The organism is Mesorhizobium sp. M0243 (assembly GCF_040321775.1).
Lineage (GTDB): Bacteria > Pseudomonadota > Alphaproteobacteria > Rhizobiales > Rhizobiaceae > Mesorhizobium.
This window is the reverse complement of sequence record NZ_JAMYSF010000020.1, coordinates 54,918-75,425: the sequence shown is the minus strand read 5'-3', so window position 1 is coordinate 75,425 and position 20,508 is coordinate 54,918. Positions and strand designations below refer to the sequence as shown.

General features: G+C 64.5%; 19 protein-coding genes. 10 read left to right on the top strand and 9 right to left on the bottom strand.

The window, feature by feature from the left end:
• Positions 1 to 136 precede the first annotated feature (136 nt).
• From NKJ11_RS23490 to NKJ11_RS23475, 4 genes are all read left to right on the top strand, one after another.
• Entirely contained in the window at positions 137 to 907 is a 771-nt protein-coding gene (locus NKJ11_RS23490) for an alpha/beta hydrolase (RefSeq protein ID WP_023810609.1), read from the top strand.
• Positions 907 to 2,049 carry a benzoate/H(+) symporter BenE family transporter gene (locus NKJ11_RS23485; RefSeq protein WP_023810610.1) on the top strand — a complete coding sequence of 381 codons (1,143 nt, stop codon included), beginning with the start codon at positions 907 to 909 and terminating at the stop codon, positions 2,047 to 2,049. Before NKJ11_RS23490 ends, NKJ11_RS23485 begins: the two co-directional genes overlap by 1 nt.
• Positions 2,050 to 2,166: 117 nt before the next feature.
• Positions 2,167 to 2,649 (top strand): DUF2852 domain-containing protein, encoded by a 483-nt coding sequence (locus NKJ11_RS23480; protein ID WP_352440507.1) that lies wholly within the window; start codon positions 2,167 to 2,169, stop codon positions 2,647 to 2,649.
• 200 nt (positions 2,650 to 2,849) lie between these two features.
• Complete coding sequence (locus NKJ11_RS23475) at positions 2,850 to 3,608, top strand: M48 family metallopeptidase (protein ID WP_352611041.1); 759 nt, start codon at positions 2,850 to 2,852, stop codon at positions 3,606 to 3,608.
• A 305-nt stretch (positions 3,609 to 3,913) separates the two neighbouring features.
• On the opposite strand, the gene NKJ11_RS23470 is transcribed toward NKJ11_RS23475, so the two are convergent.
• Positions 3,914 to 4,132, bottom strand: coding sequence for a hypothetical protein (locus NKJ11_RS23470; RefSeq protein ID WP_352611040.1), 219 nt, complete (start codon positions 4,130 to 4,132; stop codon positions 3,914 to 3,916).
• A 114-nt stretch (positions 4,133 to 4,246) separates the two neighbouring features.
• Here NKJ11_RS23470 and NKJ11_RS23465 point away from each other — a divergent pair, with 114 nt between their 5' ends.
• From NKJ11_RS23465 to NKJ11_RS23440, 6 genes are all read left to right on the top strand, one after another.
• The gene (locus NKJ11_RS23465; protein WP_352611039.1) at positions 4,247 to 4,906 is read left to right on the top strand and encodes a phosphoribosylanthranilate isomerase; all 660 of its coding nucleotides are present in this window, start codon (positions 4,247 to 4,249) and stop codon (positions 4,904 to 4,906) included.
• 33 nt (positions 4,907 to 4,939) lie between these two features.
• Positions 4,940 to 6,190 carry a tryptophan synthase subunit beta gene (trpB, locus tag NKJ11_RS23460; RefSeq protein ID WP_352611038.1) on the top strand — a complete coding sequence of 417 codons (1,251 nt, stop codon included), beginning with the start codon at positions 4,940 to 4,942 and terminating at the stop codon, positions 6,188 to 6,190.
• Between the two features lie 2 nt (positions 6,191 to 6,192).
• Positions 6,193 to 7,032, top strand: a complete 840-nt coding sequence (trpA, locus tag NKJ11_RS23455) for a tryptophan synthase subunit alpha (RefSeq protein ID WP_352611037.1) — start codon at positions 6,193 to 6,195, stop codon at positions 7,030 to 7,032.
• A 98-nt stretch (positions 7,033 to 7,130) separates the two neighbouring features.
• Positions 7,131 to 8,057, top strand: a complete 927-nt coding sequence (gene accD, locus NKJ11_RS23450; protein ID WP_023810617.1) for an acetyl-CoA carboxylase, carboxyltransferase subunit beta — start codon at positions 7,131 to 7,133, stop codon at positions 8,055 to 8,057.
• A 118-nt stretch (positions 8,058 to 8,175) separates the two neighbouring features.
• Positions 8,176 to 9,501: a bifunctional folylpolyglutamate synthase/dihydrofolate synthase gene (locus NKJ11_RS23445; protein ID WP_352440510.1), complete on the top strand. Its 1,326-nt coding sequence runs from the start codon at positions 8,176 to 8,178 to the stop codon at positions 9,499 to 9,501.
• Positions 9,502 to 9,525: 24 nt separating this feature from the next.
• Entirely contained in the window at positions 9,526 to 9,945 is a 420-nt protein-coding gene (locus NKJ11_RS23440; protein ID WP_023810619.1) for a VOC family protein, read from the top strand.
• 138 nt (positions 9,946 to 10,083) lie between these two features.
• On the opposite strand, the gene NKJ11_RS23435 is transcribed toward NKJ11_RS23440, so the two are convergent.
• The 8 genes from NKJ11_RS23435 to tsaE all read right to left on the bottom strand — a co-directional run bounded on the left by NKJ11_RS23435 (position 10,084) and on the right by tsaE (position 20,504).
• Positions 10,084 to 10,497: a type II toxin-antitoxin system VapC family toxin gene (locus tag NKJ11_RS23435; protein ID WP_352440512.1), complete on the bottom strand. Its 414-nt coding sequence runs from the start codon at positions 10,495 to 10,497 to the stop codon at positions 10,084 to 10,086.
• On the bottom strand, positions 10,494 to 10,742 hold the full coding sequence (locus NKJ11_RS23430; protein ID WP_352440513.1) for a plasmid stabilization protein: 249 nt from the start codon (positions 10,740 to 10,742) through the stop codon (positions 10,494 to 10,496). Before NKJ11_RS23430 ends, NKJ11_RS23435 begins: the two co-directional genes overlap by 4 nt.
• A 71-nt stretch (positions 10,743 to 10,813) precedes the next feature.
• Complete coding sequence (locus NKJ11_RS23425) at positions 10,814 to 11,095, bottom strand: cupin domain-containing protein (RefSeq protein WP_023810622.1); 282 nt, start codon at positions 11,093 to 11,095, stop codon at positions 10,814 to 10,816.
• A gap of 132 nt (positions 11,096 to 11,227) precedes the next feature.
• Positions 11,228 to 11,551, bottom strand: a complete 324-nt coding sequence (gene trxA, locus NKJ11_RS23420; protein WP_023810623.1) for a thioredoxin — start codon at positions 11,549 to 11,551, stop codon at positions 11,228 to 11,230.
• 76 nt (positions 11,552 to 11,627) lie between these two features.
• Positions 11,628 to 15,140 (bottom strand): double-strand break repair helicase AddA, encoded by a 3,513-nt coding sequence (gene addA / locus NKJ11_RS23415; protein ID WP_352794339.1) that lies wholly within the window; start codon positions 15,138 to 15,140, stop codon positions 11,628 to 11,630.
• Positions 15,137 to 18,271, bottom strand: a complete 3,135-nt coding sequence (gene addB / locus NKJ11_RS23410) for a double-strand break repair protein AddB (RefSeq protein WP_352794337.1) — start codon at positions 18,269 to 18,271, stop codon at positions 15,137 to 15,139. The genes addA and addB overlap by 4 nt, the downstream gene beginning before the upstream one ends.
• Positions 18,268 to 18,996 carry a nucleotidyltransferase family protein gene (locus tag NKJ11_RS23405; RefSeq protein ID WP_352672827.1) on the bottom strand — a complete coding sequence of 243 codons (729 nt, stop codon included), beginning with the start codon at positions 18,994 to 18,996 and terminating at the stop codon, positions 18,268 to 18,270. The genes addB and NKJ11_RS23405 overlap by 4 nt, the downstream gene beginning before the upstream one ends.
• Positions 18,993 to 20,504, bottom strand: a complete 1,512-nt coding sequence (gene tsaE, locus NKJ11_RS23400) for a tRNA (adenosine(37)-N6)-threonylcarbamoyltransferase complex ATPase subunit type 1 TsaE (protein ID WP_352794335.1) — start codon at positions 20,502 to 20,504, stop codon at positions 18,993 to 18,995. The genes NKJ11_RS23405 and tsaE overlap by 4 nt, the downstream gene beginning before the upstream one ends.
• Positions 20,505 to 20,508 lie beyond the last annotated feature (4 nt).

Here is a 20,508-nt window from a genome sequence, read left to right as displayed (position 1 = left end):
AGCGCGCGGGCGGAGTCAATAGCACAGCATTGACAGAAAATCACCCTGATCGCTGCTCTGCACCAAACAAACAACATCGTGAGCACTTTTCGCCACGCCACCGGCTGTGTCACAAGACCCGCGTTGAGGAAAAGCCATGACTGCTACGCCCCCAATCTTTCTGGATGTAGATGGATCGCGCATCGCGGTGCGCCATACTGCTGGCTCTGCGCCAGGCATCGTCTGGCTCGGCGGCTACAAGTCGGACATGCTGGGCACGAAGGCGCAGACGCTGACGGACTGGGCGGCGAAAGAAGGCCGCGCCTTCCTGCGCCACGATTATTCTGGCCATGGCGAATCCGGCGGCGCCTTTGCCGACGGCACGATTTCGACATGGCTTGCGCAGAGCCTTGCCGTGTTCCGGCATTTCACCCGGGGCAGCCAGATCCTGGTCGGCTCCTCGATGGGCGCCTGGATCGCGCTGCGCATGGTGCAGGAATTGCGCAAGGCAGGCGATAGCAACGTCGCCGGCATGGTGCTGCTGGCGCCAGCCCCGGATTTCACCGCCGACCTGGTCGAACCGGTGCTGACCAAGGCGCAGAAGCGCGATCTCGCCAAAAAAGGTTTCTTCGAAGAGCCGTCGGACTATTCCACGGAACCCTACATCTACACCCGCGCCCTGATCGAGGACGGGCGCTACAACCGGGTTATGACAGGCCCGATCGACACCCATTGCCCGGTGCACATCCTGCAGGGCCTGGCCGATGCGGACGTGCCTGCAAGCCACGCACTGAAGCTGGTCAGCTTGCTGCCCGCCGACGACGTGACACTGTCATTGATCCCCGACGGCGACCATCGCTTGTCGCGACCCCAAGATCTCGACATGCTGGTGCGGGCCGTCGATGCGATGGCGCAGAGGGGAAACTGATGCGCCTTTCCATCCCGATATCCGCCTTCGTCGCGGCGATCGTCGGCTTCGGCGGCACGCTGGCCATCGTCATCGCAGCCGCCACCGCAGTCGGTGCGACGCAGATCGAGACGGCAAGCTGGGTGACGACGATCTGCCTGGCCATGGCGATCGAGAGCCTGTGGCTGTCATGGCGCACGAAAATGCCTGTCATCACCGCCTGGTCGACGCCGGGCCTGGCGCTGATCGCGGCATCGAGCGGCTTTTCGATGAGCGAGGCCGTCGCCGCCTTCATCGTCACCGGCGTCCTTCTGATCGCCACAGGGCTGTTTCGGCCCCTGACCAAGCTGATCTCGAGGATACCGCCCTCCGTCGCCTCGGGCATGCTGGCCGGCATCGTCGTCACCTTCGCGCTCAATGCGGTGAAGACCATTCCGATCGACCCGTGGCTGATCCTGCCGCTGATCGCCGTCTTCTTCGTTATCAGGCTGTTCAACCCGGCGCTGTCGGTGCTGGCGGTTCTGATCGGCGGTGGCCTCGCCGCTTTCCTCACCGGCCGTGTCGGTGGCCTGCCGACACCGGAACTGTCGACGCTGACGCTGATTGCGCCTGACTTCACCACCAAGGCGGTGATCGGCCTGGCACTGCCGCTCTATCTCGTCACCATGGCGTCGCAAAACCTGTCCGGCCTCGCCGTGCTGCGCGCCGCCGGCTATCACCCGGAGCCCGGCCCGCTGATCGGTGTCACGGGCCTGTTTTCGCTGCTCTCGGCGCCGTTCGGCGGCTCGACGACCAATCTGGCGGCGATCTCGGCGGCGATCTGCACCGGACCGGACGTCCACCCCGATCCCGCCGAGCGCTGGAAGACCGGGCCGTTCTATGCGCTCGCCTATCTCATCTTTGCTATTTTCGGCGCTTCGCTGGTGGCGATCTTCGCGGTGCTGCCGCAGAGCCTGATCGTGCTGGTGGCAGGCCTGGCGCTGATGGCGTCGCTCGCCAACGCGCTGTCTATCGCGCTGAAGGAAGAGGCGGATCGCATGGCCGCCACCGTCACCTTTGTCGTCACCGCGTCGGGCCTGACGCTGTTCGGCGTTGGCGCCGCATTCTGGGGCCTGATTGCCGGGTTGGTCGTGCTTTCCCTCGATATGATCAAAAAGCGATAATCATTTCAGATGCTTGTCCGGATTTGGCGGACATTGTCTTGAATCGCCGTTTTTCTCTTCCCATTTCGATTCCACGCAGCCGGGTTTGGCTGTCTCCAACCGAAGGAATGGGAGAAAATGAACACATCCGCATTGATCCGTCCGGCCTGGACGCCGGCAACCATCGCGTTGATGGTTGTGGGTTTCATGGTGTTCTGGCCACTCGGCTTCGCCATGCTCGCCTACATCATTTGGGGCGACCGCCTCGATGGCTTCAAGCGTGACGTCAACCGCGCGACCGACGGCATCTTCGCCGGATGCCGCCGCGGTTCCGACAAGGCCGCGCGCTGGGGCAATGGCTCCGCCCGCACCGGCAACGTCGCTTTCGACGACTGGCGCGAAAAGGAACTGGAGCGCCTGAACGAAGAGCGTCGCAAGCTCGACGAGATGCTGACCCAGTTCGACGAGTATGCCCGCGAATTGCGCCGCGCCAAGGACCAGGACGAGTTCGACCGGTTCATGGCCAACCGCAACAAGTCGACGGCTCCGACGAAGGCCGATCCGGGCGCCGGAACGACGACCACCAAGCGTGGCAAGGGTTCGAACCTGCTTGACGACTGACGCCCGACGCATGACCCCGAAAACCGGAACCGGTTTTCGGAAAGGATCATGCGCCAACTTAGAGTGCTACAGCGTCCTTTGCGCGTCCCAGAGGTCGCGCGGCGCTGTAGGACAGGCCAAGGTATGACGACGGCGTCGCGCGAGCGGCGCCGTTTCTTTTTTGTTCTAGTCGTTTTTCTCGAATCGCGTATCGTCCCGCCATGACTCTCGGCTTCTTTCGCAATCTGACAAAGCCCAAGCCCACGCCTGTCGTGGAACGCGAATATTGCGTCGCCGGCCGCACGCTGCCGCTCAAGATCGTCGAGAGCGCCAGGGCGCGCCGAATGACGCTGCGCATCGATTCAGGCGGCCAGGGTCTGCGCATCACCGTGCCGCCAGGCCTGCGCCGCGGCGAGGTGGACAGGTTCCTCGAGCGGCACCAGGACTGGCTGGAGCAGCGACTGGCCAAGGTGCCGACGCGGCCGCAGGTGCGGCCAGGTATCAGGATCCCGGTGCGCGGCGTGGCGCACCGCATCGTCCATGAACCATCAAAGCGCGGGACCGTGACGGTGTCGAGCGATGAGCGCGGCCCGCTGCTGATCGTGCACGGCGATCGCATACACCTACCGCGCCGCATCGCCGACTTCCTCAAGCGCGAGGCCAAGAAGGACATCGAGAAGCTGGTGCTCAAGCACACCCAGGCGTTGGGCAAACGCGCCAAGGCCGTCCGCTTCAAGGACACGTCGAGCCGCTGGGGCTCCTGCACCTCCGAAGGCAATCTGTCCTTCTCCTGGCGCATCATGATGGCGCCGTCGCCGGTCATCAACTACCTTGTGGCGCATGAAGTGGCGCATCTCAAGGAGATGAACCATGGTCCGAAATTCTGGAAATTGTGCGAAAAGCTCTGCCCCGACACCGATCGCTGCAAGGACTGGCTGAAGCGCAATGGCGGTGCGCTGCAGGCGATCATGTTCGAGTAGGCGGCAGCCGAGCGGCACGTCGAGCGCAGTAGGCTACTCGCGCGACCGTTGGAGATTGGCGAAGCTATCTCCAACGTCGTCATCCTAGGGCGGAGCAAGGAGCGAAGCGACGCGGCGCAGACCCTGGGATCCATGCCGTGACGCACGAGCGCCGCAACGGTGCAGGTCTCGGATATCCGCCAGAACAAAACGACCTTTTCAGCAACGCGTTCATTCTCCACCGCCGCATCCTTCGGTGGATGTCACGGCATGGATCCTAGGGTCTGCGCTCCGCTTCGCGTCGCTCCGCCCTAGGATGACGAAATTCAGTCGTCATTCGCCGCATTAAGCTCTTCCGGCCGCAACCCCTCATCGCCATGATGCGGCCACGGCAGGAAATTGCCGTCGAATTCATCGCCGCCGAAATAATCGAGCGCCCGGTGCGCTTCGGCGCCATTGAAGGCAGCCTTGCCGAGCAGGTGCGCGATGACCTCGCGCGCCTGCGCTATCTTCTGCCTGAGTTCGGCAATTGTCCTGTCGGTCATGATCGTGCTCTCCCCGCCTTGCTCCTGTCCATCCATAGGTAGCGCCTTTGGCCGTGCCGGCAAACAGCACGCTTTTTCTCGACTCTTTTCGCTTTTCATGCCAATTCCCGCGCCATGGCACTCGACATCAAGATCTGCGGCTTGAAGACCGACGGGGCAATGGCCGCGGCGCTGGCCGGCGGCGCCAGCCATGTCGGGTTTATCTTCTTCGCCAAAAGCCCGCGCTATGTCGAACCTGCCGAGGCTGGCCGTCTGCGCGAGACTGCGCGCGGCAAGGCGATGGCGGTTGCCGTCGCCGTCGATACCAGCGACGCCTTCCTTGATGAAATCGTTGCTAAAATGCAGCCTGACATGCTGCAGCTGCATGGTGCGGAAACGCCCGAGCGCGTCGCCGAGGTCAAAGCCCGCTATGGCCTGCCGGTGATGAAGGCGCTGCCGCTCAGCGAGGCCGCCGATCTCGAACGGATAAAGCCGTTCATCGGCATAGCCGACCGGTTCCTGTTCGACGCCAAGCCGCCGAAAGGCTCAGAGCTGCCGGGCGGCAATGGTGTGGCCTTCGACTGGCACATCCTCGCCGGCCTTGACGGCAGCGTCGATTACATGCTTTCCGGTGGGCTCAACGCCGCCAATATCGGCGATGCCCTTCGGCTTGCCGACCCGCCCGGAATAGACATTTCCTCAGGCGTGGAAAGCGCGCCGGGCATCAAGGATCCGGCGCTGATCGAACAGTTTTTCCGGGCCGTCAGGGCCGCGCGGAACACCTGCGCAGCCTGAGCGTGCTGTAAACGACAAGCCAGGAGATCGGCGATGAACAAGCCGGCGACACCCAATTCCTTCCGCACTGGGCCCGACGAACAGGGCATGTTCGGCATTTTCGGCGGTCGTTTCGTTGCCGAAACGCTGATGCCGCTGATCCTCGATCTGGAGCGGCACTGGAACGAGGTCAAGAACGATGCGGATTTCAGGGCCGAGCTGACTGACCTGTCGACCCACTATGCCGGACGGCCGTCGAAGCTTTATTTCGCCGAGGGGCTGACCAGGCATCTTCGTGAGGTTTCCTCGGCGAAGGGCATCGGGGGCGGCGCAAAGGTCTATTTCAAGCGCGAGGATCTGAACCACACCGGTTCGCACAAGATCAACAATTGCCTCGGCCAGATCCTGCTGGCCAAGCGCATGGGCAAGAAGCGCATCATCGCCGAGACCGGTGCCGGCCAGCATGGCGTGGCCTCAGCCACGGTTGCGGCCCGATTCGGCTTTCCCTGCGTCGTCTATATGGGCGCCACCGACGTCGTCCGGCAAAGCCCCAATGTCTTCCGCATGAAGCTGCTGGGCGCCGAAGTGCGGCCGGTGACCGCTGGTCACGGCACGCTGAAGGACGCCATGAACGAGGCGTTGCGCGACTGGGTGACCAATGTCGAGGACACCTATTACCTGATCGGCACCGCCGCCGGCCCGCATCCCTATCCGGAGCTGGTGCGCGACTTCCAATCGGTGATCGGCATCGAAGCGCGGGCGCAGATCCTCGAGCAGGAAGGCCGGCTGCCCGACACCATCATCGCTGCTGTCGGCGGCGGTTCGAACGCCATCGGCCTGTTCCATCCTTTCCTCGACGACAAGGAGGTTCGCATCATCGGCATCGAGGCCGGGGGACGCGGTCTCGACGGCATCGAGCATTGCGCCTCGATGAATGCCGGCGCGCCGGGCGTGCTGCATGGCAACCGCACCTATCTCCTGCAGAACGCCGACGGCCAGATCATGGACGGGCATTCGATCTCGGCCGGCCTCGACTATCCCGGCGTCGGGCCGGAGCATTCCTGGCTGCGCGATTCAGGCCGCGTTGAATACGTGCCGATCCTCGATGACGAAGCGCTGGAGGCCTTCAAGCTGACGACGCGCGTCGAAGGCATCATCCCGGCGCTGGAATCCGCGCATGCCATTGCGCATGCGGTGAAGATCGTGCCCGCCATGGACAAGGACCAGATCGTCATCGTCAACCTGTCCGGCCGTGGCGACAAGGACGTGCACACGGTGGCTTCGATGCTGGGCATGGAGATCTGATCATGGTGACCCGCATCGACCGCCGCATGGCAAAACTGAAAGCCGAAGGCCGCCCGGCGCTCGTCACCTATTTCATGGGCGGCGACCCGGACTACGACACCTCTTTGTCGATCATGAAGGCACTGCCCAAGGCTGGCGCCGACATCATCGAGCTCGGCATGCCGTTCTCCGATCCGATGGCCGACGGCCCGGCAATCCAGGCGGCGGGTCTCAGGGCGCTGAAAGGCGGCCAGACGCTGGTCAAGACGCTGAAGATGGCAGCCGACTTCCGGACCGGCGACAATGAGACGCCGATCGTGCTGATGGGCTACTACAATCCGATCTACATCTATGGCGTCGACCGCTTCCTCAAGGACGCGATCGCCAGCGGCATCGACGGGCTGATCGTCGTCGACCTGCCTCCGGAGATGGACGAGGAACTGTGCATTCCGGCGCTGAAAGCCGGCATCAATTTCATCCGGCTGGCCACACCCACCACCGACGACAAGCGCCTGCCCAAGGTGCTGCAGAACACGTCGGGCTTCGTCTATTACGTCTCGATGACCGGCATCACCGGCTCGGCGCTGGCCGACACCGGCAAGGTGGCGGCGGCGGTCAAGCGCATCAAGGGCCATACCGACCTGCCGGTCTGCGTCGGCTTCGGCGTCAAGACCGCCGAGCAGGCCCGGGTGATCGGCGCCAATGCCGACGGCGTGGTCGTCGGCACCGCGATCGTCAATGCGGTAGCCAATGTGCTGGGACCGAAGGGCGAAAAGACCGCCGATCCGGCCGAAGCCGTCGCCACGCTGGTCAGCGGCCTTGCGCAAGGCGTGCGTTCGGCCCGCCTTGCTGCTGCCGAATAGTTCTCCTACCTCAGCTTTTGCGCATGTCGTTATCCCAAAACCGGTTTCCACTTTTAGGCGACATGCACTAACTCTTCGTCAGGACAGGAGCCGAAGCGATGAACTGGATCACCAATTACGTTCGCCCGAAGATCAATTCGATGCTCGGCCGGCGCACCGACATGCCCGAGAACCTCTGGATCAAGGATCCGGAGACCGGCGAGATGGTGTTCCACAAGGACCTGGAATCCAACCAGTTCGTCATTCCCTCGTCCGGCCATCATATGAAGATTTCGGCCAAGGAGCGGCTGAGATTCTTCTTCGATGGCGGCAAATACGAGACCCTGGACAACCCCAAGGTGATGCAGGATCCGCTGAAATTCCGCGACGAGAAGCGCTATGTCGACCGGTTGAAGGACGCCAAGGCCAAGACCGGCCTTGAGGACGCGATCATCAATGCGCTGGGCACCGTCGAGGGTCTGCCGGTGGTGGTCACGGTGCAGGACTTCGCCTTCATGGGCGGCTCGCTCGGCATGGCTGCCGGCGACGCCATCGTGCATGGCTTCGAAGTGGCCCTGCAGCGCAAGCGGCCGCTGATCCTGTTCGCCGCTTCCGGCGGCGCCCGCATGCAGGAAGGTATTTTGTCCCTGATGCAATTGCCGCGGACAACGATCGGTGTCGACCGGCTGAAGGAAGCCGGCCTGCCCTATATCGTCGTTTTGACCAACCCGACCACGGGCGGCGTGACCGCCTCCTACGCCATGCTGGGCGACGTGCACATTGCCGAGCCCGGCGCGCTGATCGGCTTTGCCGGACCGCGCGTCATCGAACAGACGATCCGCGAGAAATTGCCCGACGGCTTCCAGCGCTCCGAATATCTGATGGAGCACGGCATGGTCGACATGGTGGTGTCGCGGCTGGAGCTGCGCGAAACCATATCGCGGCTGCTCAAGATGCTGCTCAAGCTGCCGGAGGAGCAAAAGCCGCTGGAGCCGGAAATCCTGCCGCCGGCGGCGGTCGCCGCGGAAGCTCGGCCGCAAGCCTGAAGCGACACGAGGCGCCGCGACCGCGATTGCACGAGGGCTTCGGCGCGCTGTAGCTTTTGATTGCCATGGCCATCCGAAACGATTCTGGTTTTCAGGCTCATGCGCTAGGATTCTACCCATGACGACGCTTGCCGCCGACCGCGAAATCGAAGCCCTGATGGCACTTCATCCGAAAGGCTTCGACCTTTCGCTCGACCGCATTTCGCGGCTGCTGGAGCGGCTTGACAATCCGCAGGATCGGCTGCCCCCGGTCATCCACATCGCCGGCACCAACGGCAAAGGCTCGTGCGCCGCCTTTTCGCGCGCCCTGCTCGAGGCCGCGGACTACCGCGTCCATGTCCATACCTCGCCGCATCTGGTCAACTGGCATGAGCGTTACCGGCTGGCCGCCGATGGCGGCGGCAGGCTGGTCGAAGACAGGGTTTTCGCCGATGCTATTGCCCGTGCCGCCAGGGCCAATGAGGGCGAGAAGATCACCGTCTTCGAGATTCTCACCGCAGTCACCTTCCTCTTGTTTTCCGAACACCAGGCCGACGCCGCCATCATCGAGGTCGGGCTCGGCGGCCGCTTCGACGCGACCAATGTCGTCAAGGAGCCCGCCGTGTCGGTGATCATGCCGGTGTCGCTCGACCACGAGGCCTATCTCGGCGACCGTGTCGAACTGATCGCGGCCGAAAAGGCCGGCATCATCAAGCCCGGCTGTCCGGTGGTCATCGGCGCGCAGGAGAGCGAGACGGCGCTGCAGGTGCTGATCGAAACCGCCGAGCGGCTTGAATGCCCCACCTTCGTCTACGGCCAGGATTTCCTTGCCTTCGAGGAAAACGGCCGCATGGTCTACCAGGACGAAGACGGCTTGATGGACCTGCCGCCGCCCAGGCTGCCCGGACGCCACCAGTTCGCCAATGCGGCGGCGGCGATCGCCGCGGTCAAGGCGGCCGGTTTCGAGATCAGCCATCGCGCCGCCGAAAAGGCGATGATCAATGTCGCCTGGCCCGGCCGCATGCAGAAGCTGATGCAGGGCCGGCTGGCCGAACTGGCACCCAAGGGCGCCGACATCTGGCTCGACGGTGGCCACAATCCGGGCGCCGGCGTGGTGGTTGCCGAAGCGTTGGCCGAGCAGGAAGAGAAGAACCCGCGTCCGCTGTTCCTCATCTCGGGCATGATCAACACCAAGGACCAGAGCGGCTATTTCCGTGCCTTCAAGGGCCTCGCCCGGCATGTCTACACGGTGCCGGTGAGCCTCAGCGAGGCCGGCGTGCCTAACGACGAACTGGCGATCCGCGCAACGGAAGCCGGGCTGACCGCCGAGCCGGTGAGTTCCGTCGCCAGCGCGCTGATGCTGCTGCGCGACACCTGGGACGGCCCGGCGCCACGCATCCTGATCAGCGGTTCGTTGTATCTGACCGGCGCGGTGCTGGCCGAGAACGGCACTCCGCCGACCTGAGGTCGGAGTTGCGAGGAACCCGTCATGATCAAGGTCAAGCAGCTCGCTCACGTCTGCATCTTCGCGCATGACCTGGAGGCAACGCGAAGCTTCTATCGCGACGTGCTGGGCCTGGATACGCAGTTCAATTTCCTGCGCGACGGCAAGATTTTCGGGTTCTACCTCAATTGCGGCGGGCGCAGCCACATCGAGGTGTTCCAGAAGGACGGCACGGCCTACACCGAGCAGAACCAGATCAACCATTTCTGCCTCGAGGTGGAAAACATCGATGCTGCGATCGATCACATCAAATCGAAGGGCATCGACGTCACGGCCAAGAAGCACGCCTGCGACGACACTTTCCAGGCGTGGATCCGCGATCCCAACGGCGTGAAGATCGAGCTGTTCGAATACACCGGCAAAAGCGCACAGTTCGCCGGCGGCGACCGCATCGCCGATTGGTAGAGCATTCCTCCTTTTCCGTGAAACGGTGAAACGCCCTAACGCGTGTCGCGTCTGAACGGATTCAGGTGACCCGCTTTAGGCCATTGTTTTTATGCATGTCGTCTTCCCAAAACAGAGATCACTTTTGGGCGACATGCATTAGAAATCCCAAGGTGAGATCAGCTCGAGGTTGGCCGGGCCGAAGTCGTTCAGGTTACGCGTTGCCAGCCGACCGCCATTCACGCGCGCTATCGCTGCAATCATGCCATCGGGTGCCGACATGCCCCGGCCCTTGCGCGTCGCCGTTCCCATAATCTCGCCATAAGCCAGAGCCGCCTCCTCCGTCAGCCCAAAAATGCGACCGGCAAAGCGATGGCGCCATTGGGAGAGACCTTGCTCCAGGCGATCGGCACGCTCGTCAGGTCGTATCTTTTGGATACCGAAAGCGATTTCGGCAATCGCCACCGTGGGAAGCGCCAGTTCGGTATCGTTGCGAACCAGCCAAGCCATGACAGCCGCGTCAGGCGCCTTTCCAAGGCTCTCAGAAATCACATTGGTGTCGACGAAAATCAAAGCTCCGGCCCTGTATGGACCTTGCGGTTTTCCCGGATGATTTTTTCCAGATCGATGTCGACGCCAACGCTTGCCGTCAGGCGGGAGTAGAAGGCGGATGCCGGTTCTCGCCCGGCCTCGCGAATCTCATAGGATTCAAGCGCGCGTTCGACGATATCAGCTATTGAGCGGTTTTCGCGACGAGCGAGTCGATGCGCAAGATCACGTGCTTTTGCGCTGCGGACGGAAAGCTGGGGTTCGGCCATTTCAAACTCCCTTTTGAAAAGATATAGCCTTTCCTGCCCCTGCCATCAAGATGGCAGATGATGGCACGCCATCACTTCAGCTCGATCTCGATGAAGGCGTATTCACCCTCATTGGCGCTGATCACGTCGTGCTCGACGCCTTCCTTGCGGAAATAGGGTGCGCCCTTCTTCATCTCGGCGAAGTTCTCGCCATCCTTGGTCACCAGCTTCACCTTGCCGTCCATCAGCGGCACCACGACATAGTCATGGCCATGGCGATGCCAGCCGGTATTGTCGCCCGGCTGGAAGCGGTATTCGGTGACGATGACGCGCTCATTGTCGATGAAGACGGTGGCCTTGGCGGATCCGGTCATATCATTTCTCCCTGCTTGCGCTGCCAACAGAAGACATGGATCGCCCGGATGTGAGGGCCAGAGCCTGTTACCAATGACGCCAACAAAAAGCCCGGCGCGAGGCCGGGCTTGATATCAGGAATTTCAGACAGGTCAGGCGAGGTTGCCATTGATCCAGTGCGACAGCGCGGTCTTCGGCGCCGCACCCACCTTCATGTCGGCCATTTCGCCGCCCTTGAAGATCATCAGCGTCGGGATCGAGCGCACGCCGAACTGGGCGGCAAGCTCGGGATTCTCGTCGATGTTCAGCTTGGCGATCTTGACCTTGGCGCCGAGTTCGGTGGCGATGTCTTCGAGCGCCGGAGCGATCTGCTTGCAGGGGCCGCACCATTCCGCCCAGAAATCGACGACGACCGGTACGTTGGCGTCAAGCACGTCAGCCTGGAAGTTGCTCTTGTCGACCTTCACGGTTGCCATATGGAAAAATCCTTTTGAAAGTTTTTGTACCACCAAATGTGGTGGCGATCGCGCCCTTCTTCAAGCAGGTGTTGTGTCACGCTCGCGTGAGTCGAGCAAGAGCGTCGTCCATGGCGCTGGCCGGCAGTTCGATCAGCCGTGGCGCCTCGGTGAACAGCAAGGCCGCCTTGACCGTGCGGCCGGGATAGAGCGGTTGCAGCAAGGCGCGATAGAGCGCGAGCTGCAGGACATAGGCCGGCGTAACCTCGGCCAGAGAGCCGGGCGCCGGCCGATTGGTCTTGTAGTCGACGATCGACACACTGTCCGATGTCACCGCCAACCGGTCGATCTTGCCGGAAATCGAGCGCTTCTTGCCCTTGACCTCCAGGCTGCCCATGATCGCGACTTCGGCACGCGACGATGGCGCAAACAACTGACCGAAGCCGACGTCGGCAAGGATTGATGTGACCGACGCCAGGGCTTTTTCGCGCTCTGACGGCGGCCAGTCCGCGCCCGTTCTTGCGAGATAGCGCCGCGCCGCGCCCGTGCGTTCGGGCTCGGCAATGCCGGGCAGCATCTGCAGCAGTTTGTGCAGGGCAAGCCCGCGCAGCACCGCAAAGCCCGGCTCGGCATCGGCGTCCAGCACCGGAGACGTCTTGTCGACCACAGCTTCCTTGCCTTCGTCTATCAGCGCCGAGGCACCGGATGGCGACAGCGGACGCGGCAGATCCTCGAAGGGCGGCAAGGGCCGGAACAAAGTCGCCGGCAAAGGTCCGAAAGCATCCGTCCGCCGCGCCTGCTCGCTGGAAGCCTGGGCGACCGGCGGCAGCTTGGTGACATGGAAACGATGCACCGGCTCGCCGCCGGCGGGATGCGCACGCTGTTCGCTTTCCGGCGCGCCGATCAGCGCGCGGCTGACGATCGAGTGCCAGGTGCCGGCGTTCGGCGCCCGCTTGCCGTGATAGCCGCAGACGATCAGCCGGTCCTCGGCACGGGTCATGCCGACATAGAGCAGCCGGCGGTATTCGTCGTCGGCGAGTTCCCGTGCCCGCGCTGCCGCTGCTTTGGAAAAGCCGTTGGCGACGTCGCTGGCCGAGCGCCAGAGATAGCCCTTGCCGTCCCAATTCGCGCCGGAGCCGTCGAAGGGCATCAGGCGCGGCAAATGCTGGTCGCTGAACGGGGCGGAACCGCCATCGACCAGGAACACGACCGGCGCTTCCAGCCCCTTGGCAGCGTGCACGGTCATGACCCGGACCTCGTCGCGGGTCTGGTCCATCTCCCGCTTGATCTCGGGACCGGCGTTTTCCAGCGTCGACAGGAAGGCTTCCAGCCCCGGCAGGCCGGTTCGCTCCTCGGCAAGGCAGAAGCTCAGGAACTCGTCGAGAATGTCGCCGGCTTCGGGCCCAAGCCGCGCGATCATCTTGCGGCGCACGCCATCGCGCGCCAGCAGGCAAGCGTAAAACTCGAACACCGGTTTGAAGGCGGCCTCGTTCGTCCAGATGTCGACCTGAGCGACGATCTTCGCCATTCTCTCGCTTTCGCCGGCGTGCTGGCGCAGCGATGCGATCAACGACAGGCCAGCCGGCCTCTGCGCGGCGAGCGTGAAAAGCGTCTCTTCCGGCAGATCGAAGATCGGGCTGCGCAGCACCGCGGCGAGCGACAGGTCGTCCTGCGGCTGGATGAGGAGGTGACCGAGCGCAATCAGGTCCTTGACCGCGATGTGCCCGGGCAGGCTCAGCCGGTCGGCGCCGGCGACCGGAATGTCGCGGCGTTTGAGTGCGCGGGTCAGCGCATGGACGAAGCGATCGCGTTTGCGCACCAGCACAAGCACATCGCCCGGCCGCAGCCGCTTGCCGCGACCCTCGATGATCTCACCGGTGCCGATCCAGCCGGCTATGGTGGCGGCGACGTTCTCGGCCACGCGCACCGCCGGCGCGTGCGCATGGTCGATGGCTTGCGTCCAGTCGTCGGGCTCATCGACGACATCGGCGCCGACTGACGGCCACACCTCGACATAGCCCGGTGCGTCGGTGCGGATCGCCTGGTGGCGCAGCGGATCGGGATCATGGCTGATGCCGCGCCGCACGCTCGCGTCGGCAAAGACGCGGTCGACCGCGGTCAGAACATCGTCGGTCGAGCGGAACGACCAGGTCAGCTTGAGGTCGGCAAAGGACGCCTCGGCGTCACGCACTCGTCCGGCGAACAACAGCCGGCTGTCGGCGAAGGAGTCCGGGGCAGCCCCCTGGAACGAATAGATCGACTGCTTCTCGTCGCCGACGGCGAAGACCGTGCGATGGACCCTGTCGCGCGCGCCCAAGCCGGCAAAGAATTCTTCCGCCAGCCGTTTCACCACTTCCCATTGGTCCGGACTGGTGTCCTGCGCTTCATCGAGCAGGATATGGTCGATGCCCTGGTCGAGCTTGTACTGCACCCAGGGGCCGGCGTCTGGTCGCGCCAGCAGGTTGACGGTGCGGGTGATCAGGTCGTTGAAATCGAGAAAGCCGCGGCTGCGCTTCAGCATTTCGTAGCGGGCGATCAGCCAGTCGGCGATGGTCAGCGCCGCTCTTGTACCCTCCAGCATCCGGAACAGGGCCAGCCGGTCGGTGGTTTCGACGATGGCGTTGGCGGCCGAGAGATAGCGCTCCGCCAGATCCGGCAGCCGGTCGACCAGGGCCTTCTTGAAGGCCTTTGCCGGGTCGTAGGCGTCGCCATCGGTCTTGAGGAAGGCTCGCGCGAGCAGTTGCAGGCGCCGAATGGGATCGCCCTCGGCGAAAGCCTGCCGCGCATAGGGCAGGATGTTGTTCAGCACCGATCTGGCGTCGGTGGCCTCGGCTGCGTGGGCGAAGCCGGCAAAATAGTCGGGCAGGAAACCCGGCAACGGCCATACCGAAGCGGCTATGCCCTCGGCCGTCTGGCCTGGATGGACTTCGTCGAACAGGGCCTGGAAGCGCGTGCCGTCACGCCCGACGGCGTCGATGAAATTGCGCAAGCCGTCGCGCTTGCGCACGATCTCACCCAGCAAGGCGTCTAGCCCGGCTTCGCCGCCCCGATCGAGAATGGCGGCAAAAGCCTCAGCCAGATTCTTGTCACCGGCGGATGTGCCCGAAATCATCTCGCGGCGAGCCGCGGCAAACAGCGAGGCCTCCATCTGGCCGTCGAGCATCTCGAAATGGGCCGGGATATTGGCTTCCAGCGGGAACTGGTGCAGCACCGATTCGCAGAAGGCATGGATGGTCTGGATCTTCAGCCCACCGGGTGTTTCCAGCGCCTCGGCGAACAGGCGCCGCGCCCGGCGCATGGTCTCGAGATCGGGCCGGCGGCCCTCCAGCGCCTCGACCTTTGCCGCAAGGTCCGCGTCACCAAGCGTCGTCCACTCCGACAGCGTCGAGAACACCCGGTTCGACATGTTGGCGGCGGCGGCACGCGTATAGGTCAGGCACAGGATCTTCGACGGATCGGTGCCGCGCAGCAGCAGCCGGATGACGCGCTGGGCCAGCACATGGGTCTTGCCGGATCCGGCATTCGCCGACACCCAGGCGGAATTGCCGGGATCGGCGGCGCGGGCCTGGCTGGTCGCGGTGTCGCTGGGGATCGGATAGGCCTTTTTCATGCCTCCCCTCCCTCGTCACCGGCATTGCCGCCTGCCGACCATTCGAGCACGCGGGCAAGATGGTCGTAGTCGCCATCGGTCTCGCCTTCGCGGAACGGCAGCGCGCGCGACAGATAACCCGTCGCAGGATCGGCATAGTGGATCAACAGCTTTTCCAGCCGCGCCCAGGCCTCTTCGGCAAGGTCGGTCGCGGTCCGCGGCTGGCGATTGTGTTCGAGGATGGATTCCTCGAACACCTCGCCATTCGGCTTCAGCCTGATGAAGGCCAGTTGAGAGGGCTCGCGCGCGCCCAAATCCTTGAAGGCGCCGCGCCTGAGCAGCGCGCCCTCCAACGCCAGTTGCGGCGCAAGCAGTGTGTGCGCCTGCGCCTTGGACGGCGAGGACCCCGTCTTGTAATCCAGTATGTCGGCCATGCCGCCGGCCAAAAGGTCAACGCGGTCGGCGTAGCCGGACAGAGTCACGCCGGATTGGCCGACGACGGTCTTTCCGGCGCGCTCCTCGGCATGGCGCCTTGTCACTGCATCGGCGCGCGTGCGCTCCCACTCGATGATGTTTGCGGCGAGTTTCTCGAAACGTGGCCACCACACGGCCTCGACATCCGCCGGAAGGTCGGCTTCGACGAAACAGACGCGGCCGGCGGCGATAAGGCCGGCAAGCGCATCGGGGGCGCGCGGATCGGCGACGCTGCCTGAGAACAGGTGCAGGATGGCGTGAAACAGCGTGCCGCGCTCGGCCGCACCAGGATCGCGAATGACCGGATCGAGCGGCATCAGGCCGAGGATGCGTCTTGCATAGACGGCGTAGGGGTCACGGCGCAGGGTCTCGATCTCGGTGACCGAGAAATGCGTCGGGCGCACCGACAAGGGCGGCTTCGGCTGCGGCCGTGGCGCGAAATCCTGCCTTGGGCCTGTATCCAGCGCGCGCGCCCAGGCGAGCAGTTCGTCGCCACGCCGGCGCAACTCTGCTGCCTGATCGTTGCCGATGAAGGTCAACAGCCGCTGCAGCCAGCGTGATGGCACGGCGGGTGCGTCGCCGGCACGCGCCGAGCGGGACAGCACGACCTTCCCAGCCCCCATGGCCATCTGGAAATCATGCGCGGCAAGGCCGATGCGCCGTTCCGGCGGTTCGAGGTCGATGCCGGTCTTCATCAGCCGCGACATGAAGCGGTCGCTCTCTGGCTTGCGCGGCCACACGCCCTCGTTGAGCCCGCCGATGACCAGCGTATCGACAGTCTGCAAGCGCGCTTCCAGCGCGCCCCAGATGGCGATGTTCCGGTCGGTGCCGTGTGCCGGCTTGACCGTTTCAGGCGCGATCAGCGCCGCCATGATATCGGGCCACTCGGTCGCCGTGAAGGATAGCGAAGCCGAAGCCGCGACCAGCCCGCGCAGCAGTTCGGCAAGCTTCTCGCCCGCGTCACCGGCATAGAGTTCGGCAAGGCCGCCATCGACGGTGCGGCCGAGATTTTCGAGGATGGCGACACTGGCCCTGACAAGCGCGGCAAGGTCGGCATCGTCCCGGCCGCGGAAGGCTGCGAGCGGCGCCAGCGCCTGCTTGAGACGTTCAAGCAAATTCCGGGCGGTTTCGATGGAGCGCACGGTCAGCCGGGAAAACCAGAAGGGCTGCCGGCTGCCGCCGCCCAGGCCGGTGAGGCGGGCCTCAAACAGTTCCGGCAGCGAAACGATGTCGGGGCGGCCGGTGCCGCCGCGCAGCGCCACCAGCTCGACCAGTTCCGCCGCGTGGCGCACATCGGCCCGTTCGAGGCCAAGGCCAAGCAGCGGATGCTTGAGCAGCGACAGCAGGCCGACCGGATCGCCTGGCCTGAATAATGCCTCGAGCACCAGCCTGAGCAGGCTGGCCGCGGGGGTGTTGGCGAGCGGCGTGCCACCGGAATCGTCGGCGGCGACGCCGAAGCGCTGGAGCTCGATCGAGACGCGCCGCGCCAGCGCGCGGTCGCCGGTGACGAGAGCCGCCCTTTGGCCGGGCTGTTCAACCGCGCGCTTGAGCGCGACGGCGATGGCGACGGCTTCATCACGTTCGCTTGCAGCTTCGAGCAAGGTCACCCCGGCGAAGGCGCCGGCCATATCGGAGGCCGGGAAGCCCGCACGTGTCTCGGCCCAGAGTTCGGTGGTCTCGGCCGGCCGCAGCGCTTCGCCGACAAGAGCGGCGCGGAGCGCCAGACGCGGCTCGGCCACGCCGAGCTCGTCGACGTCACCGCGCAGCCCGCCGACCTTGGCGATCAATCTGGCCAGGCCATATTGCGGGTGGCCGAGCACGGCTGGACGCGCGCCTGGCGCGGCGATTGCCTGGAACGACGCTTCGTCCAGCGTACGGTCGAGGCCGGGCAGCACGATGGCGCCGCCGGGCAGGCCGGCGATGGCGGCAAGCAGTTCGGCCGTGGCGGGTATCGAGCCGGTCGAGCCCGCGGCGATAACGGGGCCGGCGGGCGGATTGCGCAGCAGCCGCGCCGCCTCGGCGCGGATCAGCGCACTGCGATGCGCGGCCGGATTGGAGCGGTCGCTTTCCGCGAGGAATTTCGGCCAGGCTTCGGTGACGATGCCGAGGAATTCGAGCGTCACCTGCCACCATCCGGCAAGATTGCCGGTCACCAGATCTGTGAGCTTGGCCCAGTCGGTGCCTTCCGTCTCGATCTCGTCCATCAGCCGGGCGAGATCGCGCGCCAGCCAGATTGCGTCGGCGGTGGAAGCCGGGATGACGATCTCCTCGGCGAAAAGGGCGGCGACATGCGCCGGCAGCCGGCGTTTCCAGGCCCGAACCAGCGGCGTCAGCAGCAACAGGCGTTCGGTTGCCGAAATCGGCGGCGCGAGATCGATGGCCGCCGATGCCTCCGTCTCGAATGCGGCCTCATCCTCGTCGAACTCGCCCAGTGGCCGGATGACCGGCAGGATCGCCGAGCCGCCGCCGCCGCGTGCCGCCAGGCTGTCGACGAAGACACCCCGCAGAGCGCGCGCAGCACGGCGTGTCGGCACATAGATGGTGACATCGGCCAAAGCGAGCGGGTCGCCGTCAAATCGAAACCCCGGGACAAGACGGCCGGCAAGCAGCGCCTCGGCAAGCGTCGGCAGAAACGGCGCTCCGGGCGGGATCGAGAAAACGCGGCTGGAGCCGCTCATTGCGACTCGATGAGCGCACCGGCGACCGCCGCTTCCGCGAGCGGTACGGCATCGGGCGTGCCGACGGTGATCCAGTGGCCATGCATCGGCATGCCGAACAGGCGGCCGGCCGCGATGGCGGAATCGAAATAGGCGTTGAGCGAGTGCGGCCCGGCCGGTGCACCCTCGAACAGGCGCGGATGGACGATCGCCGCCCCGGCATAGATCAGCCCCACCGGGTCGCCTTTCGAACGCCGTAAGCCGCCATCCGGCGCCACCAGGAAATCGGTGCTGCCGCAGTGTCCGGTCGCCTGTTGGAGATCCGCCAGCATCAGCAGAATATCCATTTTCGCCGCGTCCCATGCAAGGGCGAGGCGCTGGAGATTGAGCGGACCGTCATCGATCCAGAAGGTGTCGGCGTTGAGGATGTAGAAGGGCTGATCGCCCAGTTCCCGCAACGCCTTGACGATGCCGCCGGCGGAATCGAGCAGTTGTTCGCTCTCGTCGGAAATGACGATGTTTGGCGCGCGGCGGGCAGTGACATGGGCGACGATCTGTTCGGGAAAGTAGTGAACGTTGACGACCGCCTTGCCGACGCCGGCGGCGGCCAGGCTGTCCAGGCTCCAGTCGAGCAACGTCTTGCCGGCAATCCTGACCAGCGGCTTGGGAATGGTGTCGGTGATCGGCCGCATGCGTTTGCCAAGGCCGGCGGCAAGTACGATGGCGGTGTCCGGTCCTGCTGTCACAGCGCTCGCTCCTCCAGCAAACCGTGGGCGTCGTAGAACTCGCGCAGGCTTGCCAGCGCCGGATGAGACAAGGCCCGGCGCAGATAATCGCGGATGCGCGGCAGGTGCTTCAGATAGTAGGGCTTGCCGTCGCGTTTTTCGAGACGGACGAAGATGCCGAGGATCTTGGAATTTCGCTGCGCCGCCATGATGGCGTAGGATTCCAGGAAGCTTGCTTCGTCGAAAGCACCGGCTGCGTGGCGCGCCGCGACATAGGCATCGAGCGCCGCTCTCTCGAGCTCGGGCGACATCGTAACACGAGCGTCCATGGCAAGCGAAGCGACGTCATAGGCGGACGGGCCGATCAGCGCATCCTGGAAATCGACGATGCCCAGCCGGTCATGGCCGGAACGATCACCGCGCCAGATGATGTTGGGTGAATGGAAATCGCGCAGCATCAGCGTGTACTCGCGGCCTTGCAGCCGGTCGAGGAGCGCGTTCCATTCCTTGTGGTAACCGGCGCGCAAGGCATCGCTTGCCGGGGCGCCGGAGATTGCAGGCACGTACCAGTCGACCAGCAGGTCGGCTTCGATCATCATCGCATCGCGGTCGAAGGGTGGCACGTCGTGGAAGCCGCCGTGTCCCGTTTCCAGGCGCCGCGGCCAATTTCTGCCATGCATCATGGCCAGCAGCTCGGCCGCCGCCGCGCAGCGCTCGGCGACCGGCTGGCCATCGCTGCCGAGGAACCCTTCGGAACCAAGATATTCGAGCAGCAGGAATCCCTGTTCCTGGTCTTCGGCATGGATTTCCGGGACACTGACGCCGCCGGCCCTCAAGGCGCGGTCGATGGCGACGAAGGCGGAGACCGACTGGGCGGTATGAGCGATCTCGGCATAGGGCCTGCCATCGCGCACCGGGGGGCCGAGCACCAGCCGTGGCGAATTCATCAGCACTCGCGGCTTCTGGTCCGGCAGCGAAACGATCTCATAGGAGCGGGCCGAGGCATCGCCAATGAAATGGCGGCGTTGCGCTTCCCCCCAGCCTGCGTTCACGAGAAAGTCGCGCATGGCCAGCGACCGTGCCGCCCGATCGAAGGCATCACCCTGCCCTGACAATCGCGCCAGCCGGCCGTCGCCATGCTGGACGAGCTCTATCAGGATCGTGGTTTTCGGCAGATGGGCTTCCGCCCGTTCCGGCCATTCGACCAAAGCAGCACCCTGCGCCAGGGCTTCGTCGAACCCAAGCTCATCGAGCTCGTCCGCCGAGGACAGGCGGTAGAGATCGAAATGATGGACCGGAATGCGGGTGTCGTAGCTCTGCACCAATGTGAAGGTCGGACTCGGAACGTCGAGGCCGGCATCGTCGGCCAGGGTCCTGATCAAGGCCCGCGCCAGCGTCGACTTGCCGGCGCCCAGATCGCCCTTGAGGGCAAGCACATCGCCCGGGCGCAGCGACAGCGCCAGATCTTCGCCCAGCTGCGCTGTCTGGGTCTCGTCGGCGAGTGAACGCTCCAGCGCCAATCCGGTCATCGAG